The following is a 19,821-nucleotide window of genomic DNA, read 5'->3' as shown; positions in this document are numbered from 1 at the left end:
ATCTGTTTCGATCCCGCGCGGGTGTCGTCTTGCCCCGCGCATTCGCCGAATCGTCTTGTGGTGGCGTCCAAGCCATGTGACAACGCTGAACCGTGTTGCCGCAGCGGCTTATTCGTGCTGCCTGGAATCGTTCGGCCAGCTGTTTTACGCCGAACAAGGAGGCTCTGGTGCACGGTACGGAGTTGGGTGGGGCGCGACCGGACGGGGCCGCGCGCTTGGCGAGTGACTGCCTACCGGAGGCTTCGGACAACCAGCCGTTTCCGCTAGCACCAGCGCAGTTGGGGGTCTGGTATGCGCAATTGCTCGAACCCGACGTGCCGATCAATGTGGCCCAATACGTCGATGTGCCTGGCGTGCTGGATCCCGCGATCCTGCAGGAAGTGACGGTCATCGCGGCGCGGGAATACGAATCGGTGCTGCTGCGCCTCGGCGAATCCGACGGTGTGCCGTACCAGTGCGTCGATCCGGCGAATTCCGTGGATATCCAGATGGTCGACCTGCGTGACTACCCCGATCCGGTGGCCACGGCGCACGATTGGATGCGCGCGGATGCAAGCGCGCCGGTCGATCTGCTGACCGATCGGCTGCTCGCCGGTGCCGTGCTGCGAGTCGCCGATCAGCGGTGTTTCTGGTATTTGCGGGCGCATCACATCGTGCTCGACGGATACGGGGCGCTGACCAATACGCAGCGAGTTGCGCAGTTGTATACGGCCAGGGTGCTCGGCAGCGAGCCGCGGGCGGTGCAGCCGGGAACACTGACCGAGCTGGTCGATGGTGAACTCGACTATCGGGACAGCCCGCGCTTCGAAACCGACCGGGCGCACTGGGCCGAGCGGGTCACCGGGCTCGACGGCGCGACCAGCCTGGACGGGCGGAGCGCGCCGCGTTCGGCGACCAATCTGATCGCTGGCCGGGTGTTGCCGGACGCGCTGGTCGAGCGGATGAATTCGCTTGCTGAGAACCAGGATTCGACGCTCGCGGTGGTGCTGGTCGCGGCCTTCGCCGGATATCTCGGGCGGTTCACCGATCGGAGCGAGGCGGTGTTGAGTCTGCCGGTGACGGCGCGCACCAATGCGCTCATGCGGCGGTCGGCCGCGATGCTGTCCAATATTGTGCCGCTGCGGCTCCCGGTCCACGGCTCCTGGGGGGATCTGCTGCGTGCCACGCGGGTGGAAGTGGCGGGTGCGCTGCGGCACCAGCGGTATCGGCACGAGGACATCCGCCGCGATGCCGAACACGACGGGCGGCCCGCGCGCCGTGCGCTGTTCGGTCCGCTGGTCAACATCATGTTGTTCGGCAGCGATTTGACGCTGGGCGATACGGTCGGGCGGTACCACGTTTTATCCACCGGACCGGTGGAGGATTTGAGCCTCAATGTCTATTACGGCGAGCGTGACAGCGTGCACGTCGATTTCGAGGCCAATCCCAATCTCTATGGCCCCGACGACATTGCGCGCCATCAGCGGCGGTTCGTGCGGTATCTGGAGCGGTTGGTGGCTACCGAGGTCGATACACCGATGGCGGCGGTGGCGGTGGCGACCGAACTGGAACTCGAGGTCAGCACCCGGATCTGGAATGCGACCGGCTTCGATGTGCCCGCGGCGGTCGCCGGTGCGCCGACACTGGTTTCGATGTTCGAGGCGCAGGTCGCACGGACGCCGGATGCGGTCGCGGTGCGATTCGCGGGTGTGCCGGACCTGACATATCGGGAACTCGCGGCACTCAGCAATCGGCTGGCACGGCATTTGATAGGCCTCGGCGTCGGACCGGAGACGCTGGTCGCACTCGATATCCGTCGGTCGCCGGAACTGGTGATCGCCATTTACGCCGTGCTCGCCGCGGGGGCGGCGTATGTGCCGCTGGATCCGGAGCATCCGGCCGAGCAGACCGCGCACATTCTGGCGACCGCGCGACCGGCATGCGCGCTGACGACTGAGGCCACAGACCTTTCCGGAGTGCCGGTGATCCGTCTGGATGGGCTCGATCTCGCCGACTATCCCGATGGTCCGGTCTGGGACCGGGAACGCACCGCCGCGCTGCGGCCGGGCCAGCCCGCCTACGTGATCTTCACCTCGGGGTCGACCGGACTGCCGAAGGGGGTCGCGGTCACCCACGAGGCGATCGTGAATCGGCTGGTTTGGATGCAGCGGCAGTATCGGTTGTCGGCCGATGATGTGGTGCTGCAGAAGACGCCCGCCACCTTCGATGTGTCGGTGTGGGAGCTCTTCTGGCCGTTGCAGATCGGTGCGCGGTTGGTGGTGGCCGAGCACGACGGTCATCGTGATCCCACCTATCTGCGGACGGTGATCGCCGAGTATGGCGTGACAACAGCACATTTCGTGCCGTCGATGCTGGAAGTCTTTCTGGCGCAGCCGGAATTCGACGGTTGTCCCACACTGCGAACCGTCTTCGCCTCCGGCGAGGCACTGTCCGCCGCGCTGGCGCAGCGGCTGCGGGCGCTGACCGGTGTGCGGCTGCACAACCTGTACGGTCCCACGGAGGCGGCGGTCGACGTCACCTTCCATGAAGTGACCGATACCGATACCCTCTCGGTGCCGATCGGCGCGCCGGTCTTCAATACCCGGCTCTCTGTGCTCGATTCGCGGCTGCGGCCGGTACCAGTCGGGGCTGCGGGCGAGCTGTATCTGTCGGGGGTACAGCTCGCCCGTGGTTATATCGGCCGCCCCGGACTCACCGCGGAGCGGTTCGTCGCTGACCCCAGCGGGTCGGCTACCCGGATGTATCGCACCGGTGACCTGGTGCGCTGGACCACCCATGGTGAGCTCGAGTACCTGGGCCGCACCGATTTCCAGGTCAAGTTGCGTGGGCTACGGATCGAGCTCGGTGAGATCGAAGCCGTGCTCGGGACCGTCGATTCGGTGGTGCGCGCGGTGGTCGTACTGCGCGATGACGCCGGGGTGGGCGAACAGTTGGTCGGGTATGTGGTCGAGTCCGAGCCCGCCGCGTTCGTGGTGCTGGATGCGCTGCCGGTGAACGCATCGGGCAAATTGGATCGTACGGCGCTGCCCGCGCCTGAGCGGCTCGAATACGCCGAGGTCACGACGCCGGTGGAGGCTGCGGTCGCGCGGGTATTCGGTGCGGTGCTCGGACACGATCGAGTCGGGCGCGATGATGATTTCTTCGCACTCGGCGGCAATAGTTTGGTGGCCACCCAGGTCGCGGCGCGTGTGGGCGCCGAACTGGGCTGCCGGCTCGGGGTTCGCGACTTGTTCACCGCTACCACGGTGTCCGCACTCGCTGAACTCATCGAGCGGGCGGGTGGATCCAGTGGCGTGCCGGTGCTCGCGCAGCTGCGGGCGCGACACCGGCCGCCGCTGGTTCCGCTATCTCCGGCGCAGCAGCGGATCTGGTTCCTGAACCGGTTCGACCCTTCCGGCGCCGGTTACAACATGCCGTTCGTGGTGCGGTTGCGCGGGGCGGTCGATATTTCGGCGCTGCGACAGGCCCTGGCCGATCTGGTCGATCGGCATGAGGTGCTGCGCACGATCTTTCCCGCGGTATCGGATGGCGTGGCGGCCAAGCAGGTGGTGTTGTCCACCGACGCGGTTGTCGTCGTGGGCGAGCCGGAATCGCTCGGTGCGGACGAACTGGACGACGAGCTGGCTCGGTTCGCGGCGCACGGATTCGACCTGGAGCGCGAAATACCCATTCGGGCACGGATCTTGCTGGTCGATGACGACAGCTGCGCGCTGGCGCTGGTGCTGCACCACATTGCCGCGGACGGCTTTTCGCTGCGAGTATTGGCCAGAGATGTGATGTCCGCGTACGGATCACGGCATGCGGGCGATGTGCCGAACTGGCTGCCGCTGTCGGTCCAGTACGCGGATTACAGCCTCTGGCAGCATACATTGCTCGGCTCCGCGTCGGATCCGAACGCCGCGTTGGCCCGGCAACTGGGGTTCTGGACGGCCACGCTCGCCGGTGCGCCCGATCTGATCGAACTGCCCGCCGATCGATCCCGGCCCGCCATCGCATCCGGACGGGGTGCGGTCTTCGGTTTCGAAATTCCCGGCGAGGTGCACGCCGAGGTCGTGAAACTTGCCCGTGACCAGGGTGTTTCGAACTTCATGGTGTTGCATGCCGCGCTCGCCGTGCTGCTGTCGCGGGTGTCGGGCAGCGACGACATTGTGATCGGCACGCCGGTGGCCGGGCGTGGTGAACGGGCGCTGGACGACCTCATCGGCATGTTCGTCAACACTCTGGTGTTGCGCACCGTAATCGATGCGGCCGCTGCGTTTTCCACGCTGCTCGCACGGGTGCGCGAGGCCGATCTGGCCGCCTTCGGTCATGCCGAATTGCCATTCGAGCAGCTGGTCGATGCCATCAACCCGCCGCGCTCGCAGGCGCGGCACCCGCTGTTCCAGGTATTGCTCGCTTTCGACAATGCCGCGGACATCGCCTTCGAACTCCCCGATTTGTCGGCCCGCACCAGTAGGCTGGACACCGGAGTGACCAAATTCGATCTCCAGCTCACGGTCACTGAAGGCTTCGCCGGTGCCGGACTCGGGGAAGGTCCGGCACCGGCGGGGATTCGGGCGGAGTTCACCTACGCCACCGATCTATTCGATGAATCCACCATCGCCGACTATGCGCAGGCAGACCAGCCTGGAACTGGCCGGGCTCGAAGCCTACGTCAGCCGGATTGCGGCCAATGCACCCGACTGGGAGCCGTTGTCGATCCAGTACACCGATTACAGCGTGTGGCAACGTGCGGTGCTCGGCTCCGACCGCGATCCGAGCAGTGTGCTGTCCCGGCAACTCGGCTATTGGACAACGGAATTGGCGGGTCTGCCCGAGGTGCTGCCATTGCCGACCGATAGACCGCGCCCGGCGCGCCGGGATATGCGCGGTGCCACAGTCGGTTTCGAAGTCGATGCGGTACTTACCGCTCGGTTGGCGGCGGTCGCCCGTGCGCACGGCACAACGCTGTTCACCCTCATCCACAGTGCGTTCGCAGTCCTGCTCGCAAAGCTGTCCGGCACACCGGATATTGCCATCGGCGCACCGGTCGCGGGACGCGGCGAAACCGCGCTCGATGATCTGATCGGCATGTTCGTCAATACCGTTGTGCTGCGGACGGAGATCGACCCGCGCACCGGCTTCGCGGATCTGCTTCGGCAGGCCAGGGACCGCGATATCGCGGCCATGTCACATGCCGATGTGCCGTTCGAGCGAGTCGTCGATGCCGTTGGCCGGACCAGGTCGAGTGCCTATACGCCGCTGTTCCAGGTGATGTTGACCTTCCAGAACATGCCGTCCGGTCGAGTGACGCTGCCCGGGCTCGAGGTCGAGGTGCTCGATCTCGCGCTTGCCGAGGCCAAATACGACCTGCAGCTCACCGGCATCGAGTTGTTCGATGCGGCCGGTGACCCGGCCGGATTGGATATGCGATTCGATTACCCGACCGACATTTTCGACGCCACAACGATTCGGCTGTTCGCCGAGCGGCTACTGCGCATATTCGAGGTAGTCGCGCAAGACCCGAACGTCGCGATCCGTGCCATCGACATTCGCGGTATCGGCGAACGGTCAGGTGGCGAACGGTCGGTCAGTCCAGCGGATCTGTCCGCGCTGATTACCGCTGCCGCCGAAATCAATCCCGGTGCCGTTGCTTTCACCCACGATGCGCACACGGTGACCTTCGGCGAGCTGGCAACCAAGCTCGCGACGGTCGCCAAGGCCATGGGCGCGACGGCGAAACCGGAAGCACTCATCAATGTCGCCCTCGCCGGGCTGGTGCCCGGCCTCTTGGCCGCCCTCGGCGGCAGTGGTCTCGCCGCAGTCCTGCGGACCCTGCGCACCGAAGCGCTCGCGGTGCTCGCCAACTCTGGTTCGGAAATCGATTCGGAAGGAATTAGCTGATGTCCCAGGCCGAATCGGTCGCATCCAGCAAACTCGACAATCACATTGCCGCCTACGATCATTCGGCACTGCGTCGGGCGTACAGAACCGACGATTTGCCCATCCTGATCGATAAGGTCGCCGAAGTGGACCCGGAGCGGATCGCCCTGCGGCACGACGGGACCACCATCACCTACGCTGCGCTGGCCACCGAGATCATGGTGCTGGACGAGGCGATGGGCGGCGGTCTGAGTGCCGACGCGCTGGTTTCGGTCGTGGTCTCCGGTCAACTGCCCGCCCTGCTCGAGTCCGGGGACGGTGCACTCGGCAGGGTGCTCGAGCTACTGCTCGACGATGCCCTGACGGCGGCAGCCCATGTGCTGCCGTCGATATTCGCGCCGATCGAGACCCTGGTCAGCGTATTCGAGGAGCAGGTGCGCCGGACGCCGGACGCGGTCGCCCTGGAATTCGCGGGTGCGACGCCGGCCCATTGGTCGCCCGAGCACCACCCCGCATCGCGTCACCACGCGACGCTGACATATGCGGAGTTCGATGGCCGGGTGAATGCCCTCGCCCGGCGGTTGGTCGAGCTTGGTGTCGGTCCGGACAGCCTGGTGGGGCTTGCCGTGCGACGTTCGTTCGATCTGCTGGTCGGCATGTATGCGATCTTGAAGGCGGGCGGTGCGTATGTGCCGATCGATCCGGAGCATCCGGCCGAACGCATCGGTTATGTGCTCGAGGTCGCCGCACCGGTCCTGGTGCTGACCACGAGCCACGACCAGCCCGCGCTCGCGCCGAATATCCGGGTGCTGCGGATCGACGAATTCGACTATGTCGAGGCGGAGTCGTCGGTCGAGGATCGCCCCCGGCTGTCGGCGGACAATACGGCCTACGTCATCTTCACCTCCGGCTCGACCGGCCGTCCGAAAGGCGTTGCGGTATCGCATCGTTCGATCCTGGCCAACCTGCGGTGGCGACAGCGGATGTATCGACTACACGTCGACGATCGGGTGCTGCAGAAGACGCCGTTCACCTTCGACGTCTCGGTGTGGGAGTTCTTCTGGCCGTTGCAGGTCGGTGCACGGCTGGTGATCGCGGCACCGGATGGTCATCGTGATCCGGCATATCTGGCGCGTACGATCGCCGAACGCGGCGTCACGGTCGCACATTTCGTGCCCTCGATGCTCGCGGTATTCGTGGCCGAACCGGAGATCGAAAGTGCGGCACGGGCACTACGCCTGGTATTCGCCTCCGGCGAGGCGCTACCAGCGGCTACCGCAGCCGCCTTCCGCGCAATCAGTGGCGCGACGCTGCACAATCTGTACGGCCCCACCGAGGCCGCCGTCGATGTCACCGCGCACGAAGTAACCGCCGCCGACAGCACTACCGTGCCGATCGGTGCGCCCGCCGATGACACCGATCTGCTGGTGCTGGACGACAATCTGCGTCCGGTGGCCCGTGGCGTCGTCGGTGAGCTGTATCTCGCCGGTGTGCAGTTGGCCCGCGGTTATGTGGCCCGTCCTGGCTTGACGGCTGACCGGTTCGTGGCCAATCCCGAGGGCGCGCCTGGCGACCGCATGTATCGCACTGGCGACCTGGTCCGGTGGCGTACCGATGGTGATGGCGGCCCGGACGAACTGGAATATCTCGGCCGCATCGATTTCCAGGTCGAACTGCGTGGGCTGCGCATCGAACTCGGCGAGGTCGAGGCGGCACTGCTGCGCAATGAACAGGTGGCGCAGGCCGCGGTGCTGCTGCACCGGCACGCGGGCGGTGATCACCTGGTCGCATATGTGGTCGCCCCTCATGGTGGCACCGTCGATCCGGCCACCGTGCTGGAATCCACGCCCCGGGACCTACCGACTACATGGTGCCGTCGCTGGTGGTTGTCCTCGACGAAATGCCGATCAACGCCAATGGCAAGCTCGACCGGCGTGCACTGCCGCAACCGGTGTTCGGATCACCCGCATACCGGTGTACTCGCACACGCCATCGCGAACCGATTGCAAGATCAGGGCCAACATGTCGCGCTGCTGGCCATGATGGACAGCCCGCTGCACACAACGGTGGACGATAGGGCGACCGTCCCGGTGGCGGATCTGCTCGGCGGCCTGCTCGGCGAACAAGCCGACGATATCGATACCGAACTGGACCGCACCCAACTCGCCCGCCGCATCGCCGAACTTCCGGAACCGTTGACATCCTTCGGATTCGACCGGCTCGCCCGTCTGCTGGACGCGGGCACACACGCACTGGAGCTCATCACCCGCTACCACCCGCGGCCCTATAAGGGCAGCATCGTCTACTTCACCGCCGCGCTCGACGACCCCACCGGGGCCACCGGTGCGGCCAGCTGGGCCGACGCGGTCGACGGCACGGTGCACAACCACGCTGTCCAGGCCACGCACTGGCGCATGACCTCCGAATCCGCCCTCGCCCGCATCGGCCACGTCCTGACCAATCTCTTGACGCACACCGAGCGTGCCTGAACGCCCCAACCAGGAAGGCCGATCAATGACCAACCCATTCGATGACGATGACGCTCAGTTCTACGTCCTGATCAATGCCGAGGGCCAGCATTCCCTGTGGCCGATCTTCGCTGCCGTCCCCGGCGGCTGGACCGTCGCCTACGGCGCGGCCACGCGCCGCTCCTGCCTGAAGTACGTCGAATCCAACTGGCTGGATATGCGTCCCAATTCGCTCATCGCCGCGACGCGGCCCGAAGCCAACTGAATAGGTAGGGCGCGCCGGTTCGTACACCCCCTGCCGACCGGCGCGCCCTATCGCCTCATGCCCTGGTGCGTGGCGTATCGACGACCATCCGAGCCTGCTCGCGCCAATCGGCGACGGCACGCCCCCGGAAACCCGACAGCGCGGTATCGAACTGTTTGGCGCGCTTGGTGACGGTGAGGCCGACGTAGGTGTGGCCATTGGTGATCGCCCGGGTCGCCACCGCGCACGCCTCGTCCACCTCGCCCGAGGCCAGCAACGCGGTGGCGTGTTCGAACCGGACCAGCGCGGGTTCCATGGTCTCGCTGGGGTCGTAGAGCCCGATAGCTCGCTCGGATGCCAGGGCGGTCTGCTCGGGGCGGCCCAAGCGGGAGTACCCGATCGCCTGATAGAAGGCGAGCTTCTCCGGCCGGAAGGAAAAGATGCCGATCGAAAGTTGTTCCGCGGGCACATTTTCCAGCGCCTGCTCGGATTTGAAGATGCAGCGGGTGAAGCCTTCGAAATTGCCGAGGCTGGCGTGCGCACGGGCGGCCATTCCCCATAACCACGCCGCTGCCGGGCCGTGGCCCGGATTTTCTTCGAGGCGCGGGCTGAGTAGGTTCAAAACTTCCTTCGGGTTATCGCTATAGGTGGGTAAATATGCCAATCCCGCCAGTGCGATGTCCTCCGAATAGCGATCTCCGATGTCCTGGGCGGCATGAATTGCGGTGGTGTACCACAATCGGGCCTGACCGAAATGTCCCTCGTTGAACAGAATTTCGCCGACCACATTCGCCAGTCGCCCGGCCGTACGGACCAGTCGGATTTGATGATGGGTCGCCTGTCGCTCCGCGAGACAGCCGCGCACTGCGCGGAATTGGTCGAGCGTGGTATGCAGCAACTCGTGCGGCGGGACCTGCACGACGCGGGTGCCGAGCGCCTCGACGGATTGCTCGAGCAGGCCGAGCCGTCGTTCGCTCATCGAACCCGCATCCAGGGTGGCGAGCATCTTCTCCGGTTCGCTCGCGACCATCTCGGCCGCCTGACCGGCCACGCCCGCGCCGATGCAGGCCAATAACAATCGCCTTCTCACGTCGTCATCCTCGACTTCCTTGTCGAGCCCGATGTCCCTACCGAGCTGTATCCGATCGAGCGCCGCGCTCGTATCTTCGGTATCGCGGGCCGCCGTCGGGCCCGTGATCGCGCGCTCGAATCGCGCGACGACGACCGAATCGGCCTCCGATAGCACTCGATCGAGCAAACGCCTGCTTGCGGCATGCATCCGGGTTGTCCGGCCGTTCTCCCACAAGATCACGGTGCGCGGGGTGACGCCCACCAGGCGTGCGAACTCATAGCGACTTCGCTTCATCGCCACGCGAAGAGCAAGTACGTCTTCGCCGGTCCAGTCGACCTCAACCATAGGTCCCCGCTCCCTTGTACCAGGCTGAATCAATCGGAAATTACTCGCATTTATCGCATTCGGCTCTGTTATCCACCGAATCGCAACGTGCACGCTGAAGCGGTACCCGGCACCGGGTTTGTGCCCCAAACCCTTTCGGGGGTGCCGGCTCCGGCGGAGCTCGACTCACGGTCCCGACGCTGTCCGATCCACAGCGTTGCAGGCGGGTTCCGGTGGGGCCGCCGGTGCTGGGTGCACTTATCTCTTCAGCGGAGGTGAACAATGGACGTTTTGCATTCGGATATACGGGAATTGTGGCTCGTGCAGAGCCGCGACTGCAATCAAGAGCCGGTGGGTCTGACCGATGACCGAGCGCGTTTCATACTGTCCGTTCACGCCGGCCACGGCGCCCACTGCCGACAGTATCTGGCCGCCTCCGCGCACTGCTTCCGGCGCACCGCCGAAAAGTAGCCACCGCTCGGATGAGGGGTCTCGGTGCGACGCTCGGTTACCCAGCATCACACCGGGTTCGAGCGTTCAGTGCCGCGCACGCTCAGCGAAAACGTTGCGTGCCACGGTGATTGCGTTGAGCGCGGCCGGGAACCCGGCATAACCCGCCATCTGCGTGATGATTTCGACGACCTCGGTCTCGGTGCCGCCGACATTCAGCAGGCCGTGGATGTGTACACCCAGTTGCGGCGCCACGGTGCCGAGTGCGGTGCACATGGCGACGGTGACCATTTCACGAGTCTTCAGATCAAGGCCGGGACGCGAATACACATCGCCGAAGGAGTATTCGATGATGTAGCGCCCCAGATCCGGTGCGATATCGCGCAGCGAGGCGATGACCTGTTCGCCTACGTGCCCGTCGATCTCGGCGAGCTTGGCGCTCCCGCGCTCGAACCGGTCACCGGTCGGTGCCGGTGCCGGTTCGGCCGGTGCGGGGAGATCGGTACGGGCTTCGAACACTTCGCGCGCCGCACCCAGCCCGTTCAGCGCGGCAGGGAACCCGGCATACACGCTGACGTGGATCAGCGTCTCCACGATCTCCTCCCGCGTGCACCCGACATTCAGCGCCCCGTCGATATGGAACCGCAACTGTGGAGCGGCATTTCCCATCACGGCCAGCGCCGACACCGTCGCCAACTGCCGCTGCCGCAACGTCAACCCCGGCCGCGAAAGAATGTCGCCGTACCCGAATTCGACGGTCAGCCGCCCGAGGTCCGGTGCGATATCCGCGAGACTGTCCAGCACCGCGGGCCGCTCCTGCCCACCGACCTGCCGAAGCAGTTCCAGTCCACGCTCGAAACGATCATTGCTGGCAGAGGCCTGTGTGTTGGTCATGCCCCGAACTCTAGAAGTTGGAGTGTGCTCCAACGCAAGCACTGATCCCCCCATGAGCCGTGACACAGGCGCAACCGCGTGGCCGGGTCTCGGGGTCGAAGGCTGTCGCACAACCAGTGACCACCGCACACAAGTCGCAACGTATGCGAGGTATGCATTCGATGTGCGCGAACGGTCTCCGGCGCGACACCGGATGGTCGGGCGGTGACTTACGCCTACACGAAGTCGCCGAAAACCATGCCCGATCTGCTACCCGATCCGATTGCCGACCAGGACCTTCCATAGGCTCGCGCGATGCGCGTACTTGTCACGGGAGCGGCGGGTTACCTCGGCCGAGCTGTCGTTTCGGCCTTGACGGAGGCCGGTCACGACGCTGTCGCCATGGTGCACATTGCGCGACCGAACATCGTGCAGGCGAAAGAGATTCGCTGTGCCGATTTGTTCGACTCCGTCGCACTGCGACGGGCCGTGGACGGCGTGGATGCGGTGTGTCACCTGGCCGGGCGGACCCGGGTGCGCGAGTCTATGGCCGACCCGCTCCGGTATTTCGGGGTCAACACCGTCGGGACCATCGCCCTGCTCGATGCAATGGCGACCGCCGGGGTGCCCCGGCTCGTATTCGCCTCGACCGGGGCGATCTACGGCGATGTCAGCGGACGGCCGATCGCCGAGGATCTGCGCGATAACCCGCCCCATCCGTACGCGAGCAGCAAGCTGGCGGCCGAATCGGCCCTCGAAGCCCACGACGTCGCCGCTGTTGTACTTCGACTGTTGAATGTGGCCGGGGGCCGCGATCCGGACCCCACCCGGCTCATGCCCCGGGTGCTCAGTGCCGCGGTACGGAATGAACCGTTGGAGATCAATGGTGACGGCACAGCGGTCCGTGACTATGTGCACGTTTCCGATGCCGCGAACGCGTTCGTAGCCGGGCTCGAACACCTGCCGTCGCCGGGCGCGATCGAGAGGTACGTCATCGGTAGCGGACGGGGCACGAGCGTCGGTCAGGTAGTTGCCTGCGTCGAAAACATATCCGGACGTCGTATGGTGCTCACCCATCGCCCCGCGGTGCCGGAGCTCAGTTCGCTGGTCGGCGATCCGTCCAAGGCCTTGGCTCAATTGGGTTGGGTGCCAGAGCATTCCGATATCGATGCGATCGTCGAGCAGATGTGGCACGCCTACTCGGACTAGGGTGTCTCGGGCTCGGATCGCGTTCCTGCGGATGCGGCGCGGCGCGGCCATCGGTCCGGTGGTAATCGGCCGAACCAGCACGAGTATGGGCACCCAGGGCAAGCCGCCCCAGCCAACTGTCCATGGTGATGCGCCTGGAAAAGGTGGATGCCCGCTGGCTGGTAAACAAGGTGAACTCCCCCCACCCCGGGCCTAGCCGACCCCGCGCATCCGACGATGTGGACCTGTTCCGTTGCATCGAGCAGCGGTGATATCTAGATATTTGCCACAGGTGTCGCAGTGCGCCCGATTCGACCGATGCTGCTCGGGTGGCGGTGCCATTTTCGATGTATTGTGCTCACCTCGCGGAATGTCGCTGTAAATTTGCCAACCGTTGGCGCTTGACGGCACCGACTAGTCGATGGATGCCCCGCACAACTCGTGGAGGTAGAGATCGTGACTCGTCTATTTCTTCCCTTTCTCCGCGGCAGGAGACGCCGCTGGTCCCGTGTCCTCAGTGCATTCGGCGGTGTGGCACTCGCGCTGTCACTGGCGCCGATGGCAGCTGCGGAACCGCTGTATCCACTGCCCGATCCCGATCCGTTCTACGCCGCCCCGGTGGATCTGGGCGCGCACGGCCCCGGTGACGTGCTCGATGTGCGGGCATTGCCGCCGGTGCCCCTCTTCCCCGGAGCCACGGCCACACTGGTCAAGTTCCGGTCCACCGACTCGCACGGTGGGCCGATCGCGGCGACCACCACTGTTATCACCCCGCCTTTCCATCAGCCCGACGCGCCGTTGCTGTCGTATCAGCACTTCATCAATGCACTCGGTACGCACTGCGGGGTATCGCACACGCTGTACAGCGGCGATCTGAATCTGGGCGCGACGGTGTCGATGTTGAATGCGGTGCTGCAGCGGGGTTGGAGTATCTCGCTGCCGGATCATCTCGGACCGCAGTTCGCCCTCGGAGCGGGGCGTTTGGGTGGCCAGATCGTATTGGACAGCATCCGGGCGGTGAAACGGCAGCCCGAATTCGCCGTCCAGCACAGCCCGGTAGCGCTGGCCGGCTACTCCGGTGGCGGATTGGCCACCGGATGGGCGGCCGTGCTGCAGCCGTCGTACGCATCCGAGCTGCAGCTGCAGGGCGCGGCCATCGGTGGTGTCCCGGAGAACCTGGTGACCATGGCGCAGCAGCTGGGCCTCGAGCCGCACCCGGGCTTCGGACTGGCCATGGCAGCGGCGATCGGTCTGGAGCGAGAGTACCCGGATCAAATACATACCGGCGCATATCTCAACCCACGTGGCCTCGCGCTCCGTGGCGCCATGGCCAACAGCTGCACCAACGAAATTCTCGCCATGGGCGCCAACGGCAGCGCTCGCGAGTTCGTCACCAGTACGTCGTTCATCGATAGTCGTGAGGCGCGGTCGGTGGTGGAGGAGAACAGTCTGGAACTCTATCCCGGGGTGCCGGAAATCCCGATATTCGAATGGCATTCGCCGTCCGACCCGCTTGTTCCGGTCGGCTCCATCGGCAACACCGACCGCCGGTGGTGCAGTGCCGGGGTGCGGTTGCGGACGATGGAGGTGTCGGCGCCCGAGCATTTGTCCGCGGGGGTACAGGGTGCCCCCGAGGTACAGCAGTGGCTCGAGGGCCGGATGCGCGGTGAGCCCGCGCCGGTGGCCTGCTGAGATGGACCTCGGCAACTGAACCGCGATCAGCGGCCGAATAGGATGACTCGCATCAGGTGTGCGATGCGCTGCTGTGAGCAGAGAGGGTTATCGGGGCCCAGCCACTGACCGAGGTCGACTACCAATGCCAGTGCGGCATGCACCAGCACCCGCGCCTCGGCAACGGAGAGCTCCGGTCGGACCCCGATGAGCAGCTTGGCCCACTCTTCGACATTGAGCCGCTGGATATTTCGCAGTACGGTGCGGCTCTCCGGCGGCACATTGCTGATCTCCGCGTAGTACACGAAGGTCAGCTCACGCTCGGCGAAAGATCCCTGCACGTACAGCTCGATCAGAGTGCTCAGCGCCTGTTCCGGCGTATCCGATGCGGCGATGGCGGGTCCGATGGCCGCCGAAACTCGGTCCGCCGCACGGCGAAACGCGGCCGCGAGCAGGTCGCCCTTGCTGCGGTAGAAGCGGTACACCGCCGAGGAGGCGGGCAGGCCCGCCGCATTGGCGATCTCCTCCACGCTCACATTCGGATACCCGTGCTCGTGAAACAGTTCGATGGCCCGCACCAGCAACAGCTCGTGCTTGAAGGTCAGCGGAACCTCCTTCGCACCAAGGGATTCGGTCGCATCACCCGGTGCGGGCAGATCACATGCGGTCACCGCATGACAGGCCGAGCGAAGCAAGGCCGCCAAGGCGCGCGCGGGCACTGCGACATGATGATCGGAGATGCTGCCGATAACGCTCATCGCGGCGGCCGAGAGCACCGATCGATCCTCGTCGGGCAGTTCAGGGCGAGTCTCGGTGAGCAGTTCGCGGGCGACCGAATCGGTGGCGATCAGGTTATCGATGAGGATCTGACGATCGGCATCCTCCAGATAGCGGTTCTGCCAGCGCAGCAGGGCGGCGCTGCGGCGATTCGCGATGGAGGCCGCGATCAGCGCATCGAGGATGTGGTCGAGGCGTTCGGCGGCGGGCCGGTCGCGTAGTTGTTCGGGCAGGCGCACGGCCTCGGTGCTCAGCCCGGCCAGCCGCAGCGCCTCCTCGCGGAACAGGGCGTATTTGCTCGGATAGTGGCGATACAGCGCGGTGGAGCTGATATCTAGGCGCGAGGCGATGTCCTCCATGCTCACGCCGTGGTAGCCGAATGCGCCGAAGGCCTCCGCTGAGGCAGCGGCGATCTGCGCCCGTCGGTTGCGGGGGCGGCGTCGCACCGCGCGCGGTTGCGCGGTGCGGCCCGCGGTCGCGTCCTCCGTCGCGCGAGGATCCTCGGCATCCATCCCGCGATGTTAGCCCAAACGGACGCTTGCTCGACGTCTCTTCCCAGGGCTGAAATGAGGATGAACGATTGATTACAAAAAGCGGCATTTACGTGGGCCGCCACTATGTGTTTGCGCGAAATTGTCATTAACATACATGGTTCAGTAAAGGGCGGCCTGCCCAAGCGCGGGTGCGCAGATTACGAGCGGGCAGGACGGCCGAACAGGACCAACTGCATGAGCAATCGAACCCGGGCGGGGGACGCGATCGGTTCGGTGCTGAAGGTGCGCCCCAGATCGACCACTAACGCGAAGGCCGCGTGGATCAGGAACCGGGCCTCGGCAGGTGAGAGCTCCGGTCGCACCTCGCGCAGCAGCCGCGCCCACTCCTCCACACTGAGCCGCTGGATATTTCGCAGCACCGTGCGCTCATCGCTCGGAACATGCTGGAACTCCGTGTAATACACAAAGGTCAACGCGCGCTCGGAGAACGAACCCGCGACGTACTGTTCGATCAGTATGATCAGCGCCGCTTCGGCGTCGGCTGCCGCCGCCACCGCCGGGCCGATCGCACCCGAAACCCGATCGGCGGCCCGTCGGAACGCGGCCGCGAGCAGATCACTCTTGCCCCGATAGAACCGGTACACCGCCGACGCGGCGGAAAGTCCTGCGGCAGTAGCGATTTCCTCGACGCTGACATTCGGATAGCCGCGATCGTGAAAGAGTTCGACGGCCTTGCGCAGCAACAGCTCGTGCTTGAACGAATCCGGAATCTCCGCCGCCACTGGCAGTTCGGCATCCGCTTCCAGCGCGGGCAGCTCGGCGCGCACGAGCGACCAGCAGGCCGAACTCAACAGCCGAGCAAGAGATTTCGCCGGCAGGCTGGCATGGTGATCGGCAATGCTGGTGACCGCGCTGAGCAGGGCGGCGCGCAGCACCCGCAATTCGTCCTCGGCGAGTTCCGGTCGCAATGCGGCCAATTGCGCACCGATCGCACCCACGACGGCGAGCTGTTGGTCGGTGAGAACCGTCAGGTCCTCCGGTTCGAGATAGCGACCCTCCCAGCGCACCAGGGTGACGGTCGGCCGATTCTCGATCGTGACGCCGATCAGAGCGTCGAGCACCCGGCGCAACCGCTGCTCGGGAGTCCTGCGTTCACCCACCCCGCCGATTTCGTCGGCTGCCATCCCCGGGCCCTGCGCCGCCTCCGGCAGCTCCACCGATTCCGTCATGGCCCGGCCCACCCGCAGCAATTCCTCCCGGAACAGCGCGTACTTGCTCGGATAGTGCCGATACAGCGCCGCCGAGCTGATCCCGAGCCCGGCCGCGATGTCCTCCATGCTCACGCCGTGATAGCCCAGCGCGCCGAAGGCGGCCGCCGACGCCGCCGCGATCTGGGCCCGCCGATTCTTCGGCCTGCGCCGAATCTCGCGCGGTGCCGAGTCGCCGCTGACCGCCTTGCGCGCCGTACGGCGATTGTCGACACTCATGCCGCCATGGTATCGACAACTTCGCCACCGTCAGCTGTCCAGGTCGGTCTGATTTGCCCAGGTGGGGGAGTTCGGCCCTATTTTGGGGTCAGCGCCCGCATTCAGGCGGTTTCATCGGGCGCATTCGTGTCGAAGGTGGCCAACCCCAACGATTTCCACGCATCGAGGAGGCGCTTGTCGCCGGATGCGACGACAAGATCGGTGTCCTCCAATTGTTCTGCCGAAGCGCAGTGGATGGCGTCGTACCCGCGCAATGCGAGCAGGTCGGTGAGCTCCGCCGCCCGCCGGACGAGTGCCTCATCCACTTCGGTGATCTCGAGCTGTGGCCAGAGCTGGTCCAGCAGCCGTCGGCATGACGTATACGCATTGTCGTCCAGGCGCACCATACGGTGCGCCTGTGCGAGTGCGGCCGCGGTCTCCACATACAGCAGTCTGCTCGACACAACGGCGTCCGCGTCATCCCAGAATCGGCGACACGCTTCACTGCTCGGCTCGCTGACCAGCAGCGGTACGAACGCCGACGTATCGAGATAGCCGATCACCGCCGCTGCTCCTCGATGAGCTCGCTGACTATGCCCTCGCCACGAATCGGCTCGGGCGCGGGCTGCTTCTTCTTGCGGGCGGGCTGCACACGCCCTTCGGCGCGAAGTTGCTCCAGCCGCGTCGGCTGCCCGACAGGCACGAGGCGGGCGACCGGTCGGCCGTGGTCTGTGACGGTCACCGTGCGTCCGGAGCGAACCTCGGCCAGATGGCGACTGAGGTTATCGCGCAGTTCTCGAATGCCGACGTCCATGCTGCTCTCCCTAACGTGGCTATTTCTCTTGATGGCATTGTAGCCACATACCGACGGACTCCCCGTCAGCTCCGGCTCAGCGTCTTGTCGGCGGGGTGTTGGGGACTGGCAGGGCGAAGGCGAGCCCGATGGCGTTGGCGGCTGCCAGTCGGTTCAGTGCTGGGCCGGGCGGACGGCGGCGTACCAATCGAGCAGGTCCGGGTTGTCGACGGCGCTGCGTTCGACGACGCGCGTCGGGTCGGCGCCTTGGAAGAGTTTTTTGATCGGGACCTCGAGTTTTTTGCCGGTGCGGGTGTGCGGGATGCCGGGCGCGACGATGATTTCGTCGGGGACGTGGCGGGGGGAGACCTCGGTGCGGATGGTGGTTTCGATGCGGGTCTTCAGGTCGTCGGTGAGGTCGGTGCCGGGGGTGAGGGTGACGAATAGCGGCATCCAGTAGCCGCCGTCGGGTTGTTCGGCGCCGATGACGAGGGCCTCGGTGATTTCGGGAAGGCGTTCGACCGATTGGTAGATATCGGCGCTGCCCATGCGGATGCCGTGCCGGTTGAGGGTGGAGTCGGAGCGGCCGTGCACCACGATGCTGCCCCGTTCGGTGATGGTGATCCAGTCGCCGTGCCGCCAGATCCCGGGGAACATGTCGAAATAGGCGTCGTGGTAACGGCTTCCGTCCGGATCGTTCCAGAAGCGTACCGGCATGGACGGCATGGGTTTGGTGATGACGAGTTCGCCGACCTCGTCGCGGACCGGCTTGCCGTCGGCGTCGAAGGCTTCCAGCGCGACACCCAAGTACGGCGCGGAAAGCTCACCCGGCCAGGTCGGCACGGTCCGTGCGCCGCCGATGAAGGCGGAGACCACATCGGTGCCGCCGCTGATCGAGGCGACCTGCACATGGTCACCGACATTCTCGCCCAACCACACCGCCGATGCGGGCGGCAAGGACGAGCCGGTGATGCCGACCTGTCGCAGCGCGGTGAGATCGTGGTCGGTGCGCGGCACCGCAGCCGCCTTGATGCAGGCGAGCACATAGCCCGGACTGGTGCCGAGGACGGTCGCGCCGACCTGAGATGCGATGTGCCACAGCGCATCCGGAGCTGGATAGGTGGGACTGCCGTCGTAGCAGACGATGGTCGCACCGACCAGCAGTCCGGCGACCTGGAAGTTCCACATCATCCAACTCGGGCTGGTGTACCACAAGAAGGTGTCATCGGAACCGATATCAGCTTGCAGCGCAACGGCTTTGAGATGTTCGAGCACGACGCCACCGTGCCCGTGCACAATGCCCTTGGGTAGACCCGTTGTGCCGGAGGAGAAGACGATCCACAGCGGATGGTCGAAATCGACCGTCTCGGTTTCGATCACAACGGCCTCGGTATTGGTGGCCGCCTCGGTCCAGGTCAGTGCGTCCGGAACCGGCAGGCCCAGCTGCGAGACGGCGACCGTCGTCCGCACGGTGTCGAGTCCGGCCCGCAGTGCCGCGATGTCGTCGCGCTTGTCATGGGTCTTGCCGCCGAACCGGTAGCCGTCGGCTGTTATCAGCACGGCGGGTTCGAGCTGGCCGAGCCGGTCCAACGCTGCCTTCGGCGAATAGTCCTGACCGCAGGCGCTCCACACCGCGCCAATGCTCGCGGTCGCCAGAAAGGCGATCACCGCCTCCGGAATATTCGGCAGGTATCCGGCGACGCGATCACCCGGCTGTACGCCGAGCGAACGCAGCGTGCGCGCGAATGCCGCAGTGCTGTCGATCAATTCGCTCCAGGACACGTCCCGCACCGGTGCGTCCTCGGCAACGCCGATGATGGCGGGTCGGTCGGTACGGAACTGTCGTACCACCTGATCGACATAGTTCAGCCGGGTGCCAGGAAACCACTGCGCGCCAGGCATTTCGGCGCTTGCCAGCACCTCGCCCGCGATCGGACCGAGCTCGAAGTAATCCCACAGCGCACCCCAGAAGCCGGGCAGGTCATCGACCGACCACTGCCACAGCGTCCGGTAATCCGGCGCGGACTGCCCGGTGCGTGCGGCTACGAACCGGGCGAAGTCGGTGATGCGCGCCTCGGCGATATCGGATTCGGTCGGCACCCACTGTGGTTGCACCGCATTACCTCCTGGGGATGATCT

At 65.5% G+C, this 19,821-nt stretch carries 13 protein-coding genes and 1 pseudogene; 7 read left to right on the top strand and 7 right to left on the bottom strand.

What is annotated here, in order from left to right; genetic code table 11:
* Nucleotides 1-167: 167 nt before the first annotated feature.
* The 5 genes and pseudogenes from ACIBG0_RS31570 (at nt 168) to ACIBG0_RS31550 (ending at nt 8,595) form a co-directional block, all read left to right on the top strand.
* Nucleotides 168-4,841: an amino acid adenylation domain-containing protein gene (locus tag ACIBG0_RS31570; protein ID WP_397037455.1), complete on the top strand. Its 4,674-nt coding sequence runs from the start codon at nt 168-170 to the stop codon at nt 4,839-4,841.
* Entirely contained in the window at nt 4,735-5,883 is a 1,149-nt protein-coding gene (locus tag ACIBG0_RS31565; protein WP_397037511.1) for a condensation domain-containing protein, read from the top strand. The genes ACIBG0_RS31570 and ACIBG0_RS31565 overlap by 107 nt, the downstream gene beginning before the upstream one ends.
* Nucleotides 5,883-7,870 (top strand): annotated as a pseudogene (locus ACIBG0_RS31560) (amino acid adenylation domain-containing protein); the annotation flags it as partial. The gene ACIBG0_RS31565 and the pseudogene ACIBG0_RS31560, both read left to right, overlap by 1 nt.
* Nucleotides 7,779-8,351: a thioesterase domain-containing protein gene (locus tag ACIBG0_RS31555; protein WP_397037453.1), complete on the top strand. Its 573-nt coding sequence runs from the start codon at nt 7,779-7,781 to the stop codon at nt 8,349-8,351. The pseudogene ACIBG0_RS31560 and the gene ACIBG0_RS31555, both read left to right, overlap by 92 nt.
* Before the next feature lie 25 nt (nt 8,352-8,376).
* Complete coding sequence (locus ACIBG0_RS31550) at nt 8,377-8,595, top strand: MbtH family protein (protein ID WP_397037451.1); 219 nt, start codon at nt 8,377-8,379, stop codon at nt 8,593-8,595.
* Nucleotides 8,596-8,650: 55 nt separating this feature from the next.
* On the opposite strand, the gene ACIBG0_RS31545 is transcribed toward ACIBG0_RS31550, so the two are convergent.
* Both ACIBG0_RS31545 and ACIBG0_RS31540 read right to left on the bottom strand, forming a co-directional pair.
* The gene (locus ACIBG0_RS31545) at nt 8,651-9,991 is read right to left on the bottom strand and encodes a helix-turn-helix domain-containing protein (RefSeq protein WP_397037449.1); all 1,341 of its coding nucleotides are present in this window, start codon (nt 9,989-9,991) and stop codon (nt 8,651-8,653) included.
* 516 nt (nt 9,992-10,507) lie between these two features.
* Complete coding sequence (locus ACIBG0_RS31540) at nt 10,508-11,314, bottom strand: carboxymuconolactone decarboxylase family protein (protein WP_397037447.1); 807 nt, start codon at nt 11,312-11,314, stop codon at nt 10,508-10,510.
* A 294-nt stretch (nt 11,315-11,608) separates the two neighbouring features.
* Here ACIBG0_RS31540 and ACIBG0_RS31535 point away from each other — a divergent pair, with 294 nt between their 5' ends.
* Nucleotides 11,609-12,502: an NAD-dependent epimerase/dehydratase family protein gene (locus tag ACIBG0_RS31535; RefSeq protein WP_397037445.1), complete on the top strand. Its 894-nt coding sequence runs from the start codon at nt 11,609-11,611 to the stop codon at nt 12,500-12,502.
* 537 nt (nt 12,503-13,039) lie between these two features.
* A complete protein-coding gene (locus ACIBG0_RS31530) occupies nt 13,040-14,173 on the top strand; it encodes a lipase family protein (RefSeq protein ID WP_397037443.1) in 1,134 nt (377 codons plus the stop codon).
* A gap of 26 nt (nt 14,174-14,199) precedes the next feature.
* Here the strand turns inward: ACIBG0_RS31530 and ACIBG0_RS31525 are convergent, their stop codons facing one another.
* From ACIBG0_RS31525 to ACIBG0_RS31505, 5 genes are all read right to left on the bottom strand, one after another.
* On the bottom strand, nt 14,200-15,441 hold the full coding sequence (locus ACIBG0_RS31525) for a TetR/AcrR family transcriptional regulator (RefSeq protein ID WP_397037441.1): 1,242 nt from the start codon (nt 15,439-15,441) through the stop codon (nt 14,200-14,202).
* A gap of 179 nt (nt 15,442-15,620) precedes the next feature.
* Nucleotides 15,621-16,910 carry a TetR/AcrR family transcriptional regulator gene (locus ACIBG0_RS31520; protein ID WP_397037439.1) on the bottom strand — a complete coding sequence of 430 codons (1,290 nt, stop codon included), beginning with the start codon at nt 16,908-16,910 and terminating at the stop codon, nt 15,621-15,623.
* Between the two features lie 101 nt (nt 16,911-17,011).
* Nucleotides 17,012-17,452 (bottom strand): type II toxin-antitoxin system VapC family toxin, encoded by a 441-nt coding sequence (locus ACIBG0_RS31515; RefSeq protein WP_397037437.1) that lies wholly within the window; start codon nt 17,450-17,452, stop codon nt 17,012-17,014.
* Nucleotides 17,449-17,703, bottom strand: coding sequence for a type II toxin-antitoxin system Phd/YefM family antitoxin (locus ACIBG0_RS31510; RefSeq protein WP_397037435.1), 255 nt, complete (start codon nt 17,701-17,703; stop codon nt 17,449-17,451). Before ACIBG0_RS31510 ends, ACIBG0_RS31515 begins: the two co-directional genes overlap by 4 nt.
* 153 nt (nt 17,704-17,856) lie before the next feature.
* Nucleotides 17,857-19,797: an acetoacetate--CoA ligase gene (locus ACIBG0_RS31505; protein ID WP_397037433.1), complete on the bottom strand. Its 1,941-nt coding sequence runs from the start codon at nt 19,795-19,797 to the stop codon at nt 17,857-17,859.
* Nucleotides 19,798-19,821: the final 24 nt, after the last annotated feature.

Origin of the sequence: Nocardia sp. NPDC050630, assembly GCF_044457245.1 — a bacterium.
Taxonomy (GTDB): domain Bacteria; phylum Actinomycetota; class Actinomycetes; order Mycobacteriales; family Mycobacteriaceae; genus Nocardia.
Note: the sequence above shows the minus strand (reverse complement) of the source record. Positions and strands in the feature narration are given on the sequence as shown.

Excerpts from the sequence above, each read along its gene's own strand:
- ACIBG0_RS31555 (WP_397037453.1), top strand. The coding sequence starts at position 7,779 with ATGGCAAGCTCGACCGGCGTGCACTGCCGCAACCGGTGTTCGGATCAC.
- ACIBG0_RS31550 (WP_397037451.1), top strand. The coding sequence starts at position 8,377 with ATGACCAACCCATTCGATGACGATGACGCTCAGTTCTACGTCCTGATC.
- ACIBG0_RS31545 (WP_397037449.1), bottom strand. The coding sequence starts at position 9,991 with ATGGTTGAGGTCGACTGGACCGGCGAAGACGTACTTGCTCTTCGCGTG.
- ACIBG0_RS31540 (WP_397037447.1), bottom strand. The coding sequence starts at position 11,314 with ATGACCAACACACAGGCCTCTGCCAGCAATGATCGTTTCGAGCGTGGA.
- ACIBG0_RS31535 (WP_397037445.1), top strand. The coding sequence starts at position 11,609 with ATGCGCGTACTTGTCACGGGAGCGGCGGGTTACCTCGGCCGAGCTGTC.
- ACIBG0_RS31530 (WP_397037443.1), top strand. The coding sequence starts at position 13,040 with ATGGCAGCTGCGGAACCGCTGTATCCACTGCCCGATCCCGATCCGTTC.
- ACIBG0_RS31525 (WP_397037441.1), bottom strand. The coding sequence starts at position 15,441 with ATGGATGCCGAGGATCCTCGCGCGACGGAGGACGCGACCGCGGGCCGC.
- ACIBG0_RS31520 (WP_397037439.1), bottom strand. The coding sequence starts at position 16,910 with ATGAGTGTCGACAATCGCCGTACGGCGCGCAAGGCGGTCAGCGGCGAC.
- ACIBG0_RS31510 (WP_397037435.1), bottom strand. The coding sequence starts at position 17,703 with ATGGACGTCGGCATTCGAGAACTGCGCGATAACCTCAGTCGCCATCTG.